General features: G+C 72.0%; 12 protein-coding genes. 4 read left to right on the top strand and 8 right to left on the bottom strand.

What is annotated here, in order from left to right; genetic code table 11:
• Positions 1-23: 23 nt before the first annotated feature.
• The gene (locus HOQ23_RS07200) at positions 24-1280 is read right to left on the bottom strand and encodes an amidohydrolase (RefSeq protein WP_172213292.1); all 1257 of its coding nucleotides are present in this window, start codon (positions 1278-1280) and stop codon (positions 24-26) included.
• Positions 1281-1323: 43 nt separating this feature from the next.
• Positions 1324-1509 carry a hypothetical protein gene (locus HOQ23_RS07205; protein ID WP_172213293.1) on the bottom strand — a complete coding sequence of 62 codons (186 nt, stop codon included), beginning with the start codon at positions 1507-1509 and terminating at the stop codon, positions 1324-1326.
• 296 nt (positions 1510-1805) lie between these two features.
• Between HOQ23_RS07205 and HOQ23_RS07210 the strand changes: the two genes are divergently transcribed.
• Complete coding sequence (locus tag HOQ23_RS07210) at positions 1806-2207, top strand: Hsp20/alpha crystallin family protein (protein ID WP_172213294.1); 402 nt, start codon at positions 1806-1808, stop codon at positions 2205-2207.
• A gap of 6 nt (positions 2208-2213) precedes the next feature.
• Here the strand turns inward: HOQ23_RS07210 and HOQ23_RS07215 are convergent, their stop codons facing one another.
• From HOQ23_RS07215 to HOQ23_RS07230, 5 genes are all read right to left on the bottom strand, one after another.
• Positions 2214-4157: a cation-transporting P-type ATPase gene (locus tag HOQ23_RS07215; RefSeq protein WP_216653871.1), complete on the bottom strand. Its 1944-nt coding sequence runs from the start codon at positions 4155-4157 to the stop codon at positions 2214-2216.
• 9 nt (positions 4158-4166) lie between these two features.
• The gene (locus HOQ23_RS20515; RefSeq protein WP_216653873.1) at positions 4167-4808 is read right to left on the bottom strand and encodes a cation-transporting P-type ATPase; all 642 of its coding nucleotides are present in this window, start codon (positions 4806-4808) and stop codon (positions 4167-4169) included.
• A 75-nt stretch (positions 4809-4883) separates the two neighbouring features.
• A complete protein-coding gene (arcC, locus tag HOQ23_RS07220) occupies positions 4884-5810 on the bottom strand; it encodes a carbamate kinase (RefSeq protein WP_172213295.1) in 927 nt (308 codons plus the stop codon).
• A gap of 1 nt (position 5811) precedes the next feature.
• Positions 5812-6813 (bottom strand): ornithine carbamoyltransferase, encoded by a 1002-nt coding sequence (gene argF / locus HOQ23_RS07225; protein ID WP_172213297.1) that lies wholly within the window; start codon positions 6811-6813, stop codon positions 5812-5814.
• 5 nt (positions 6814-6818) lie between these two features.
• Positions 6819-8042, bottom strand: coding sequence for an arginine deiminase (locus tag HOQ23_RS07230; RefSeq protein ID WP_172213299.1), 1224 nt, complete (start codon positions 8040-8042; stop codon positions 6819-6821).
• A gap of 161 nt (positions 8043-8203) precedes the next feature.
• On the opposite strand from HOQ23_RS07230, the gene HOQ23_RS07235 reads away from it, so the two are divergent.
• Positions 8204-9751: a YfcC family protein gene (locus HOQ23_RS07235; RefSeq protein ID WP_172213301.1), complete on the top strand. Its 1548-nt coding sequence runs from the start codon at positions 8204-8206 to the stop codon at positions 9749-9751.
• Between the two features lie 10 nt (positions 9752-9761).
• On the opposite strand, the gene HOQ23_RS07240 is transcribed toward HOQ23_RS07235, so the two are convergent.
• Positions 9762-10013: a hypothetical protein gene (locus tag HOQ23_RS07240; RefSeq protein WP_172213303.1), complete on the bottom strand. Its 252-nt coding sequence runs from the start codon at positions 10011-10013 to the stop codon at positions 9762-9764.
• Positions 10014-10308: 295 nt separating this feature from the next.
• On the opposite strand from HOQ23_RS07240, the gene HOQ23_RS07245 reads away from it, so the two are divergent.
• Together HOQ23_RS07245 and HOQ23_RS07250 are read left to right on the top strand one after the other, a co-directional pair.
• The gene (locus HOQ23_RS07245; RefSeq protein ID WP_172213305.1) at positions 10309-10989 is read left to right on the top strand and encodes a response regulator transcription factor; all 681 of its coding nucleotides are present in this window, start codon (positions 10309-10311) and stop codon (positions 10987-10989) included.
• Positions 10990-11183: 194 nt separating this feature from the next.
• The gene (locus HOQ23_RS07250; protein ID WP_172213307.1) at positions 11184-12950 is read left to right on the top strand and encodes a sensor histidine kinase; all 1767 of its coding nucleotides are present in this window, start codon (positions 11184-11186) and stop codon (positions 12948-12950) included.
• Positions 12951-12973: the final 23 nt, after the last annotated feature.

The raw sequence follows: 12973 nt of genomic DNA on the forward strand, positions 1-12973 counted from the left end.
CCCTCACCCCGGCCGTCGGTGCGTCACGCAGTACGCGCCGGCAGCCAGGCCCGCGCTGCCGTGACCAGCGCGGTGACCCCGAGTGACAGCGTCGGGTCGATCACCGGCGCGTACTTCGGGGAGTGGTTGGAGGGCACCTTCAGCAGCGCAGGATCGCTCAGGTCCCCGGTGGTGAAGAGCGACGGGTCGCTGCCGCCCAGCAGCCAGAACGACAGCGGGGCGTCGGCGCTGGTGGCCAGGATGCCGACGTCCTCGCTCCCTGCCCCGGCACCCGGATCGAGCAGGTGGTCGGGTCCCAGCCAGTCGCCGAACGCCTGGAAGGTCCGGGCCAGGGCGTCGTCGTCGTTGACCACGACCGGGAAGCGCTCGAACTCCGTGACCGTGGGGTCCTCGGGCGCCCCGGCCGCGGCCGCCTCGGCCCGCACGATGCGCCCGACGCCGTCGAGGATGTGCTGGCGGGTGGCGTCGTCGTAGCTGCGGATGTTCAACTGCAGCTCGGCCTCGCCCGGGATCACGTTCGCGGCCTGACCGGCGTGGATCGAGCCGACGGTCAGGACCGCGACCTCGGTGCTGGGGATCTCGCGGGAGATGATCGTCTGCAGCCGCAGCACCGTCGCGGCCGCCATCACGACCGGGTCCACCGAGCTCTGCGGCATCGACCCGTGGGCGCCCTTGCCGACGATCCGCACCCGCAGCGAGTCCGAGCCGGCGTAGGCCGCGCCGTGGTGCCCGGCGATCTTCCCGGCCGGGAGCGGTGACACGTGCTGGCCCAGGACCACGTCGGGGCGCGGGAAGCGGTCGTAGAGTCCGTCGTCGACCATGGCCTGCGCGCCCGCGGCGAGCTCCTCGGCGGGCTGGAAGACGAGCACCAGGGTCCCCGACCAGGAGGAGAGGTCGCCGGCCAGCTGCTGCGCCGCCCCCAGGAGACAGGTGGTGTGCAGGTCGTGGCCGCACGCGTGGGCCACCCCGACCACCGAGCCGTCGGCGCCGGTGGCGGTGACCGTGCTCGCGTAGTCCAGGCCGGTGTCCTCGGTGACGGGGAGGGCGTCCATGTCGGCACGCAGCAGGGCGGTCGGGCCGGGGCCGTTGCGGATGACCGCGACCACGCCGGTGCCACCGACCCCGGTGGTGGCCTCGATGTCGAGGGCGCGCAGCCGCTCGGCGACCAGGGAGGCGGTGCGGTGCTCGCGGAACCCGAGCTCGGGGTGCTGGTGCAGGTCCTTGTAGAGCGCGACCAGCGCCGGGTCCAGCGACGTGCCGGCGGGGACGGTCAGGGACATGCGTGCTCCTCGGGCTCGTCTGCCGGGCGCCCGGGCAGACGGCTCATGCCATCCCCGGGAGCGCGCCGAGCAGCAGGTGGACCAGGCGGACCAGGAGCAGGCCCACGGTCGCCCCGAGCAGCACCCCGAGGAGCACCATCAAGACGACGCCCGCTGTCGCGGTCGCTCGGCGGTGCCGCTCGAGGTAGCCGCCCGGGGTGCCGTCGGGGGAGTCGTGTGCTGTGGTCACCTGCCCAGCCTCGCCAGCGGCGCGCCAGCGGGCGCAGGGCCTTATGACGCCGTACGTCGATGACCTTGGACTCTCCGGGGGCTCCTCCGGGGCTCGACGGGCGGGGTGCCGGGCCGCCCGGGAGGAGCGTGGCCGCGCGTGGGGACGTGGGCGCTCCGGCGCGGGACACGGGGCGCGTACCGGGCCCCGCGATGACGAAGGATCGGACCGCCGGGGACGTTCTGCCCTGTCGGCGCGGCGCCGACGCCGCTTGCGTGACAGGGACACCGCAGAGGCACGAGGAGAGGAACCGGACCATGAGCAAGCAGGTGCAGCGCGACAACCAGTCACTCTTCGCCGACCTGATGGGGTGGATGAACTCCACGGTCGCGGAGCCCCAGGTCCGGGTCGAGGAGTGGGTCGAGGACGACCGGCGATTCATCCGGGTCGACCTGCCCGGGGTGGACCCGGACAAGGACATCGAGCTGACCGTCGACGGCGGGATGCTCCAGCTGCGGGGCGAGCGCCGGGCCGAGGAGCACCACCGCCACCGCACCGAGATCCGGTACGGCAGCTTCGCCCGGGCGCTCCCGCTGCCGGCCGGCACCCGGCCCGAGGACATCACCGCGGAGTACACCAACGGCGTCCTCACCGTGTCGATGCCGGCCGGGGACGCCTCTGGCACCCGCAAGATCCCGATCACGCGCACCGGGTCCTGAGATCGGTCACCCCGCCTGGCCCGCGGCCGGCCGCACCGGCTCGGCCGGGGCCGGGTCGGGCTGCCACGACCGGCGGCGGACCAGCGCCTTGGACGCGCCGTCGGCCAGCAGCACGCCGGGTACGGCGAGCGCGGCGAGCGCCCAGCCGAAGGTCGAGGGCCAGCCGCCTCCGAGCAGGTCGCGCATCCAGGGCACGCCGAGGAAGACCAGGAGCAGCACCACCTCGGCGGCGACGGCCGCGAGCAGCAGCCGGTTGCCCAGCGGGTTCATCCGCCACACCGGGTGCAGCGCGCTGCGACAGGCGAAGGCGTTGGCCATCTGGCCCAGGGAGATCGCGGCGAACGCGGTGCCCGACGCGGTGGCAAGCAGCGCGCCGGAGGGCACGTCTCCCCAGCTCCAGCCGCCGGCGCGCAGCACGAGGGTGAACGCGACCAGGGCGAGGACCGCCTCGGTGGCGCCGAGCACGAGGAAGGCACGCAGCACCACGGCCCGGTCGACGATGCGCCGGCGCGCAGGTCCGGCCATCACCTCGCGCCGGGCCGGCTCGGCGCCGAGGGCCAGGGCGGGCAGCATGTCGGTGCCGATGTCCAGGGCCAGCACCTGGAGCACCCCGATCGCCAGCGGGAGCTCGCCCCCGGTGAGCGCCCAGGCCGCGAACGGCGTGAGCTCGGCGACGTTGTCGCTGAGGTGGTAGGTCAGGAAGCGCCGGACGTTGAGGAAGGTCGCGCGTCCCAGCTCGATGGCGGTCACGATCGTCGCGAAGTGGTCGTCGAGGAGCACCATGTCCGCGGCCTCCCGGGCCACGTCGCTGCCGCTGGCGCCCATGGCGACGCCGACGTCGGCCTCGCGCAGCGCGGGGGCGTCGTTGACGCCGTCGCCGGTCATCGCGACCACGTGCCCGCGCCCCTGGAGGGCCCGCGCGATGCGCAGCTTGTCGGCGGGCGCCGCGCGGGCGACCACCACCCCGTCCGGCCGGTCCACGACGGCGGCCAGCGCCTCGTCGTCCGGGGGCAGGTCGCTGCCGTCCACCACCACGCCGTCCGGGCCGAGCAGGCCGATCTGCCGACCGATCGCGGCCCCGGTGCGGGGGTGGTCGCCGGTGATCATGGCGACCCGGATGCCGGCGCGTCGGCAGGTGGACAGCGCGTCGGCCACGTCGTCGCGCGGCGGGTCCTGGAGCGCCAGCAGGCCGACGAGGGTCAGGTCCTGCTCCATCGCGGGGTCGGCGGCGCGGTCCCAGTGCCCGACCGCGACGGCCAGGACGCGCAGACCGGCGTCGGCGAGCCGGGCCAGGTCCGCCGAGACACGTTCGGGCGTGGCCGAGCAGACCGCCAGGACCGACTCGGGGGCACCCAGCACGGAGACCACGCCGTCGGTCAGCGCCGAGCTGCGCCGGCGCTCGGCGGTGTAGGCGCAGCGGTCGCCGGGGTCGCCGGTGTCCACCCCGGTACGCAGCGCGAGGGCGTGCAGCGCCGCCTCCATCGGGTCGCCCGAGGCGGTCCACGTCCCGTCGACCTCGTGGACCCGTCCGGTGACGCAGCGCAGCGCGTGCAGCGCCGCCGTCCCCGCGGCACGCTGCGCGTCGTCGTCCCCGGAGATCTCGGCCCGGGGCTCGTAGCCGCTGCCGTGCACGGTCGCCCGGCCCGACGGCGTGATCACCTCGACGACGTTCATCCGGTTCTGGGTGAGCGTGCCGGTCTTGTCGGTGCAGATGAACGTCGTGGCGCCCAGCGTCTCCACGGCGTCGAGGCGGCGCACCAGCGCCTGGTGCCCGGCCATCAGCTGGGCACCGCGCGCCAGCGAGAGGGTGACGGTGGGGAGGATGCCCTCCGGCACGAGGGCGACCGAGACCCCGACCCCGAAGAGGAACGCCTCGGTGGCCCCGAGCCCCAGCCCGAGCGAGGCGGCGCCGAGGCCGAGCCCGGTGGCGGTCGCGATGACGGCGATCACCCGCACCACCTAGTTGAGCTGGGTGGTCATCGGGCTCGGCGGGCGGGTGGCGCCGCCGGCGAGCCGGGAGATGCCGGCGAGGGTGGTGTCGGCGCCGGTGGCGGTGACCCGGGCGCTGCCCTCGACCTGCACGACGTAGGTGCCGCACATGACCTGCTCCCCGGACGCGTGGGGGACCGCGGTGCTCTCACCGGTGAGCACCGACTCGTCGAGGGCCAGGCTGCGGCCCTCGACCACCTCCGCGTCGGCGCCGACGCGGTCGCCGGCGGCGAGCAGCACGAGGTCGCCGGGCACCAGGTCGGCGACCTCGACGTCGGTGACCCGGCCGTCGCGCACCACCCGGGTCCGGGACGGGACCAGGGCCTGGAGCTGCTCGGCGGAGCGGTCGGCGCGGTGTTCCTGCCAGAACGCGAAGGCGGCGTTCAGCACGATGATCGCGACGACCGCCACGGCGATCTCGGGCATCCCGGCGAGCACCGCGAGCCCCGCGGCGATCCAGAGCAGCAGGGCCAGCAGGTGGGTCAGCTGGGCCGCGAGCTTGCGCCAGGCCGGCTCCCGCGGTGCCGGCGGGAGCTGGTTGGGGCCGTGCTGGGAGAGCAGCTGCGCGGCCTCGGCGCCGGTGAGGCCGGCCTCGTCGACATGGTCGGTCATGGCGTCCCCTGGGTCGGCGCGACCGGTGGGTCACCGGACCCGGAGGCCCGGGGGGAGGGCCCCCGGGTCCGGCGGTCACTGACCGCGATAGCGCCCGGTCGTCGTGACGATCGTTCCCGACTTGCCGTCGAGGATCGCGGAGGCCTCGTCGAGGCTCCCGATCGCCGCCATGCCGCCGGTGACCTCGACGAAGCGGCATGCCGCCTCGACCTTGGGGCCCATCGAGCCCGCGGCGTACGTCACCGCGCGCAGCCCGGGCGGCGTCTCGCGGTGGATCGGCGCCTGGTCGGGCGTGCCGAAGTCCTTCATCACCGCCGGGACGTCGGTGAGCACCATCAGCGCATCCGCGTCCAGGGCCTCCGCCAGCACGGAGCTGGCGAGGTCCTTGTCCACCACGGCCTCGACACCGCACAGCTCGCCGACCTCGTCGCGCACCACCGGCACTCCACCGCCGCCCGCGCAGATGACGATCGCTCCGCTCTCGAGGAGCAGCCGGATCAGCCGCGTCTCCACGATGCGCTGGGGACGGGGCGACCCCACGACCCGGCGCCAGGAGTCGCCGTCCTGACGGATCTGCCAGCCCCGCTCCGCGGCGAGCTTGCGCGCCGTCTGCTCGTCGTAGGTCTCACCGACGAACTTGGTGGGGTTCTCGAAGGCGGGGTCGTTGGCCTCGACCAGCGTCTGGTTGATGATCGCCGCGACCGGCTGCCGCGGGATCTCGTTCTGCAGGGCCTGCAGGAGCCAGTAGCCGATCATCCCCTGGGTCTGGGCGCCCAGCACGTCGAACGGGTACGGCGAGGTGAGGCGCGGGTCGGAGGCGCTCTGCAGCGCCAGGACGCCGACCTGCGGGCCGTTGCCGTGCGTGATCACCAGCTCGTGCTCGTCGGCGAGCGGCGCCAGGGCGGCGATCGCCCGGCGGACGTTTGCCTCCTGCACGTCGGCGTCCGGTCGCTGGCCGCGCTGCAGCAGCGCGTTCCCGCCCAGGGCGGCGACGATGCGCATGTCAGCCTCCCAGGGTGGCCACGAGCACGGCCTTGATCGTGTGCATCCGGTTCTCGGCCTGGTCGAAGACGATCGAGCTGCTCGACTCGAAGACCTCGTCGGTGACCTCGAGGGCCTCCATGCCGGTGCGCTGGTAGATGTCCTCGCCGACCTTGGTGTGGCGGTCGTGGAAGGCCGGCAGGCAGTGCAGGAACTTCGCCTGCGGGTTGCCGGTCGCCTCCATGACCTGGGCGGTGACCTGGTAGTCGCGCAGGAGGCCGATGCGCTCGTCCCACACCTCCGGGGGCTCGCCCATCGACACCCACACGTCGGTGTAGATGAAGTCGGCTCCCTCGACCCCGGCGCGGACGTCCTCGGTCTGGGTGATCCGCGCCCCGGTCTCCTGGGCCCGCGCCTTGGCGGCGTCGACGACCTCCTGGGTGTTCCACAGCGCCTTGGGGGCCACGACCCGCACGTCCATGCCCATCATCGCGCCGGTGACCAGCAGCGAGTTGCCCATGTTGTTGCGGGCGTCGCCGAGGTAGGCGAACGTGATGTCGCGGTCCTGCTTGGCGCAGTGCTCGCGCATGGTGAGCATGTCGCAGAGCATCTGGGTGGGGTGCCACTCGTCGGTCAGCCCGTTCCAGACCGGTACGCCGGAGTACGCCGCGAGCGTCTCGACGTTCTCCTGGCGCGACCCGCGGTACTCGATGCCGTCGTAGAACCGGCCGAGCACCCGGGCGGTGTCCTCCATCGACTCCTTGTGGCCGATCTGGGAGCCGGACGGGTCGAGGTAGGTGACCCGGGCGCCCTGGTCGAAGGCGGCGACCTCGAAGGAGCACCGGGTGCGCGTCGAGGTCTTCTCGAAGATCAGCGCGATGTTCTTCCCGGTCAGCCGGGGCTGCTCGGTCCCGGCGTACTTCGCCTCCTTCAGGTCGGCGGCGAGGTCCAGGAGGAACGTCCACTCCTTGGTGGTGAAGTCGAGCTCCTTGAGGAAGCTGCGGTGACGCAGGTTGAAGGCCATGGAGATCAGATCCCTTCGCGCTCGAGCGGGCAGCTCATGCACCGCGGGCCGCCGCGGCCACGCCCCAGCTCGTTTCCGGCGATGGTGATGACCTCGACCCCCTTCTTGCGCAGGTAGGTGTTGGTGGTGACGGCGCGCTCATAGGCGACGACGACACCCGGGCGCACGGCGAGCACGTTGCAGCCGTCGTCCCACTGCTCGCGCTCGGCGGCGTGGACGTCCTGGACGGGGGTGAGGACCCGGATGTCCTTGAGCCCGAGCGAGTGCGCGATCGTCTTGTGCATGTCCTCCGGCGGGTGGGAGGTGACCTTCAGCTCGCCGGCCTTGTCGCCGCGCTTGATCGTGTAGGACGGCAGCATCCCGAGACCGGCGTACTTGGTGAAGGTCTCCTCGTTGACCATCGTCATGACGGTGTCGAGGTGCATGAACGCGCGGCTCATCGGCATCGACAGTGCCACGATCGTCTCGGCGCTGCCCTCCTGGAACAGCTTGCGGGCCAGTCGCTCGACGCCCTGCGGCGTCGTGCGCTCGCTCATCCCGACCAGGACCACGCCCCGGCCGATCACGAGGATGTCGCCGCCCTCGGTGGTGGCCGCGCCGGCCGCGGTGCCCTCGCCCCAGGCCTTGAAGTCCTGGTCGGCGAAGAACGGGTGCCAGCGGTAGATCGCGTCGTAGTGGATCGTCTCGCGCATGCGGGCGCGCTTGCGCATCGCGTTGATCGACACCCCGTCGTACACCCACGCCGAGGTGTCACGGGTGAAGAGGTGGTTGGGCAGCGGCGGGAGGAGGAAGTCGTAGGGCTCGAGGGCCTGGATCACCACGGACGCGGGCTCGTCGACGTGGTCCACCAACTCGGCCTTGGTCAGGCCGCCGATCAGGATCTCGGCCAGGTCCTTGTCGGACATCGAGTTCAGGTGGCCGTAGATCGAGTCGATGGCCAGGGGGCCGTAGATGCGCTCGTCCAGGGTGTGCTCGAGCACGTGCTTGCGTGCCTCGGGGATCGCGAGCGTCTCTGAGAGCAGGTCGCCGAGCAGGTGCACGTTGATGTCGAGGTCGCGCAGCGTGCTCGCGAACGCGTCGTGCTCCATCTGGGCCCTCTTGACCCACAAGACGTCGTCGAAGAGGAACTCGTCCTTGTTGCTCGGTGTCAGCCGCTTCAGCTCCAGCCCCGGGCGATGCAGGATCACCCGCTTGAGAAGGCCGACTTCGGAATTGACCTGGAGCGCCATGGCCCCTCCTTCTGCTTGGTGTGGCTCCCCACACAACGCCTCCGTCGCAGCGACCATGAGGGTCCAAGGTCCCACTGCCGCAATGACGATCGGCAGGTCTCACGCACCAGCGCCGAATGGTTCGTTGAGCAGGCTCCATTGCCGAGCAGAGAGGCAGGCACATGGTTTCCAACCGCCGCCGTCGAAGCCGTGGGAACGCGGACGCATCAGGCGCATCAGCCAGCTCCGAGCCCAGGACCTTCCATTTCCCGAGCGCCCTGACGGTGCTCGCCGCGGTCACCCTGCTGGTCTGGCTGCTGGCCTTCGTGGTGCCCACCGGCAGCTACCAGAACGACCCGGACACCGGTCGCCCGATCCCCGGCAGCTACGAGGAGACCAGCGACCCGCTCACGCTCGGCGGCCGGTTCGCCCAGCTCTTCCTGGCCCCGGTCAACGGCCTGTACGGCATCATGAACGCCGACGGCTTCGTCGGTCCCTACGAGACCGGTGAGCTGTACGGCGCGGCGGGGGTCTTCTTCTTCGTCATCGCCATCGGCGTCTTCATCACCATGTGCATGCGCACCGGCGCCATCGAGAACGGCGTCGCGCGGATCGCCGTCCGGATGCGCACCCGCAGCTCGGTGCTGATCATCGTGCTGATGATCCTGTTCTCCATCGGTGGCACCACGGAGGGCATGGCCGAGGAGACGCTCGGTTTCTATGCGCTGCTCATCCCGCTGATCCTGGCACTCGGCTACGACCGGATGGTCGTCGTCGGCGTCATCATGGTCGGCGCCGGCGTGGGGGTGCTGACCTCGACGGTCAACCCGTTCGCCACCGGCGTCGCCTCCGGGGGCGCCGACATCTCCATTGGCGACGGCATCGGGTTCCGCCTGCTCATGTACGTCCTGCTGGTGCCGGTGGGGATCTGGTGGGTGCTGCGCTACGCCCGGAAGGTGAAGGCCGATCCCGCCCACTCGATGGTCGGCACGGCCGAGGGGGACGACGAGCTGGTCGCCCAGGGCACCCGCGACGTCGGCCCGCTCCGCGGGCGCGACAAGCTGGTCCTCACCATCGTCGGGGTCACCTTCGTGTTCATGATCTTCTCGATCGTGCCGTGGGCGCAGGTGATCAACGGCCCCGAGGCCGAGAGCTACTCCTGGCAGCTGGACTGGTACTTCCCCGAGCTCGCCGCGCTGTTCGTGGCAATGTCGATCGTGGTCGGGCTGATCGGCGGCATGGGGGAGAAGGGCGTGACCGACACGGTGGTCTCCGGAGCCGGGGACTTCATCGGGGTCGGCCTGGTCATCGTGCTGGCCCGCGGCGTCACCGTGATCATGAACAACTCCGAGATCACCGGCACGATCCTGAACGCGATGGAGCAGGTCGTCGGGGACAGCTCGTCCTGGCTCTTCGGCGGGCTGATGTTCATGGTCAACATCCCGCTCGCGTTCCTGGTGCCGTCGTCCTCGGGGCACGCCGCCCTGGCGATGCCGATCCTGGCCCCGCTGGCGGACTTCGCCGGCGTCCAGCGGTCGATGGTCGTGACGGCGTACCAGTCGGCCTCGGGCCTGGTGAACCTGATCACCCCGACGTCCGCGGTGGTGATGGGTGGTCTCGCCCTGGCGAAGGTGCGCTACGACCACTACGTCCGCTTCGTGCTGCCGCTGGTGATCATCTTGTTCGTGCTCTGCCTGGTGCTGATCGCGGTCGGGTCGGCGCTCTCCTGAGAGGACCGCCTCACGCGGACGCGATGTCCCCGACACCGCCGCGCGCCTCGCCCGCAGCCCGCTCGTCGAGCAGGCTGCGGGCGATCGTCTCGCACAGGACGACCGGGTTGCGGGTGGTCCCCGCGCACCTCAGCACCAGGTGGTCGGCCTGGTAGACGATGCGGCGGATCAGGCCCGGAGCGAGGACGCCCTGGAACTCGGCGATCAGGCGCTCCGCCAGGTCGGTGATGTCGACGCGGTGGCTGGTGGCGTCCACACTCATCTCCCTCCGCATGTCCTGACCGGGCGGGGCCCGGTCTCGAGGTCAGGTGTCCCAGCGTGTGTTCGCAGGCGCTGCGCCGCATAGAGACGAACGGCCCCGCCCGATCGGGACCGACCCGGTGCACCTGGCGGGCGGATCCTGCTCGCCCGGAGGACCGTGCGAGCGCCGTGGCCGGTCGCTGCGTCGCACCGATGGCGGCGGGTGATCGTCATCACCGAAACTAGGGACTAAAGTCCCGGGCCAGCATGGCCCTGGACAGGGGCCGCCGTCGTCGTCGCCGTCGTACGTTCAGCCCATGTGGGAGTCCTCCGCAGAGCCCGAGCAAGGACCGCGCCCCCCGGTGACGGTCTTCCTCCTTGATGACCATGAGCTGGTCAGACACGGGATACGTGGGCTGCTCGAACGCGAGGGCGACATCGAGGTGGTGGGCGAGTCCGGGTGGGCCGCCGAGGCCGCGCGCCGGATCCCGGCCCTGCGGCCCGACATCGCCATCCTCGACGTGCGGCTCCCCGACGGCACCGGCGTGGAGGTCTGCCGCCAGATCCGCTCGGTCGACCCCGGGATCGCCGCACTGATGCTGACGTCCTACGACGAGGACGAGGCACTGTTCGCCGCGATCATGGCGGGCGCCGCCGGGTACGTCCTCAAGCAGGTGAAGTCGGTCGACTTCGTCGACACCGTACGCCGGGTGGCCGACGGGCAGTCGATGCTCGACCCCGCGGTCACCGCCCAGGTGCTGACCCGGTTGCGCAACGGCCCTCCGGAGGACCCCGTGACCAAGCACCTCACGCCGAAGGAGCACCAGGTCCTGGAGCTGGTGGGCCAGGGGTTCACCAACCGCCAGATCGCCGCCCGTCTGGGGCTGGCGGAGAAGACGACCAAGAACTACGTCTCCACGATGCTGGGCAAGCTCGGCGTGGAGTCCCGGACGCAGGCCGCGATCATCGCGGCACGTCAGAGCACCGCGCCGCGGTGATCGCGAGGCGCTGATGGTGCGCCGCTCCGGCCCGTCCGTGAGGGCTGGGCCGCGGCGGGCACCGCGCTCCGCGACGCCCGACCCGCGTGCGGTGTAGTCGCGCTGCAAACCCTGGTTGGAGAACACCACGACTGCTACGGTCCCAAAACTCGACCGGGCGGGTCGCGTGGGGACGTTTGTCGCATAGGAGCGCAATGCGAGATATCTCGGGAGAGCTCGCGGAGGAAGAGCCGTCCTCACCTCATGAGGACATTTCCTTCGAGGAGCTGATGCGGATAGCCGCCCAGCAGCTGGGCGACGTGAATGCCGAGCCGGACCGATGGCACCTGCTCCTCGACGTGGTCGTGACGATGGCGGCCGAGCTGTCGTTGGAGGACCTCCTGGCGAACATCCTCGAGGCGGCCGCGGACATGGCCCGCGCCCGTCACGCCGTGCTGGTCGTCGACGAGCCGGGCACCAGGGGACGCCGCCGCGCCCTGGTCGCCCACGGCCTGACCCATACGGAGGCCGCCGGCCTCGCGGGGCCCCTCGACGGCCTGGACGAGCCCCGGGGGCCGGGAAGGCCCGAGGACCCGGAGAGCCCCGAGAGCCCCGAGAGCCCCGAGAGCACTGGGAACCCCGGGGACCCCGAGGACGACGACCCCGCGGCGCCGGAGCCGGCACGGCGTACCCGCCTCGGCGTACCCGTGCGGCTGGGGGAGCGGGAGGCCGGCACCATCGTGCTGTCCGAGAAGCTGGACGGCTCGGACTTCACCGTGCACGACGAGCAGATCCTGCTGGCGCTCGCCGCCGCCGCGGAGGTGGCGATCGACAACGCTCGGCTGCGCGAGGAGGCGCAGCGGCGCGAGCGCTGGCTGGCCGCCGCCGCCGACCTGACGACGGCGCTGCTCCGCCCGGAGGCGGACGACACCGCGCTCCAGATCGTGGCCGACCGCACCCGCGAGCTCGCCGGCGCGGACATCGCTTGGGTCGTGGCCGCCCCGGACCCGGCCGCGCTGCGGCTCCAGGCGGTCTCCGGCCTGCCGGCGGACCCCGACGTGATGGCGGGGCTGTCCTTCGAGCGCTCCCTCGAGCGCTGCGTGGCCGTCTCGGGTCGCTCGCTCACGGTCCGCGCGCTCTCCGACCACCCGCGTGCCGTGGATGTCGCCAGGGTGCTCGCCGGCGAGCGGGCCGGGCCGGGGATGGTGGTCCCGCTGCGCAGCGCGATCGGCGTCGAGGGTGTGGTGGGGCTGGCCTGGTGGAGCGACGTGGACCCCACGGACGTCTCCCAGGACCCGAGCCTGCCGACCCTTCTGGCCGAGCAGGCGGCGCTCGCCCTCCACGTGGCCCGGGCGCGACGCGACCAGCAGCGCCTGGCGGTGCTCGAGGACCGCGACCGGATCGCCCGGGACCTGCACGACCTGGTGATCCAGCGGCTGTTCGCGATCGGCCTGGAGCTCCAGGGCACGGCCGGCCTCGGGGACGCCGAGGAGATGGGACGTCGTCTGGACGCCACCATCGAGGACATCGACGTGACGATTCGCGATATTCGCCGCACGATCTTCGGATTGCGCTCAAAACCGGATTCCGGAGATCCGCGCGCGGTCGTCGTGGAGGTCGTGGAACGGGCGGCGAGAATGATGAAGTTCCACCCCACGCTCGAATTCCGCGGGCCGGTGAAGATGCTCGCCTCCGACGATCTTCTCCCCGATGTCCTCGCGGTTCTCACCGAGGCTCTGTCCAATGCCGTGCGCCACGCGCACTCGGCGGTCTGCGCCGTGGAGGTCAGTGTCGGCGACGGCGTCACGGTGCGCGTCAGCGATGACGGGCTGGGGATGCCCGAGGGGGTGGAGGAGAGCGGCCTGGCCAACGTCCGGCTGCGCGCCGAGCGGCGCGGCGGCACGCTGACGATCACCTCCCAGCGCAACCGCGGCACCAGCCTGCTGTGGTGGGTGCCGTCGCCCGGCGACGAGATGGACTGATCTCGGGGCGCGTGCTGGGCAGC

Source organism: Nocardioides sp. zg-DK7169 (assembly GCF_013155365.1).
GTDB lineage: Bacteria > Actinomycetota > Actinomycetes > Propionibacteriales > Nocardioidaceae > Nocardioides.

Coding starts and splice junctions, on each gene's coding strand:
- HOQ23_RS07250 (WP_172213307.1), top strand. CDS start 11,184: ATGCGAGATATCTCGGGAGAGCTCGCGGAGGAAGAGCCGTCCTCACCT.
- HOQ23_RS07240 (WP_172213303.1), bottom strand. CDS start 10,013: ATGAGTGTGGACGCCACCAGCCACCGCGTCGACATCACCGACCTGGCG.
- HOQ23_RS07235 (WP_172213301.1), top strand. CDS start 8,204: ATGGTTTCCAACCGCCGCCGTCGAAGCCGTGGGAACGCGGACGCATCA.
- HOQ23_RS07245 (WP_172213305.1), top strand. CDS start 10,309: ATGTGGGAGTCCTCCGCAGAGCCCGAGCAAGGACCGCGCCCCCCGGTG.
- HOQ23_RS07230 (WP_172213299.1), bottom strand. CDS start 8,042: ATGGCGCTCCAGGTCAATTCCGAAGTCGGCCTTCTCAAGCGGGTGATC.
- HOQ23_RS07210 (WP_172213294.1), top strand. CDS start 1,806: ATGAGCAAGCAGGTGCAGCGCGACAACCAGTCACTCTTCGCCGACCTG.
- HOQ23_RS07200 (WP_172213292.1), bottom strand. CDS start 1,280: ATGTCCCTGACCGTCCCCGCCGGCACGTCGCTGGACCCGGCGCTGGTC.
- arcC (WP_172213295.1), bottom strand. CDS start 5,810: ATGCGCATCGTCGCCGCCCTGGGCGGGAACGCGCTGCTGCAGCGCGGC.
- HOQ23_RS20515 (WP_216653873.1), bottom strand. CDS start 4,808: ATGACCGACCATGTCGACGAGGCCGGCCTCACCGGCGCCGAGGCCGCG.
- argF (WP_172213297.1), bottom strand. CDS start 6,813: ATGGCCTTCAACCTGCGTCACCGCAGCTTCCTCAAGGAGCTCGACTTC.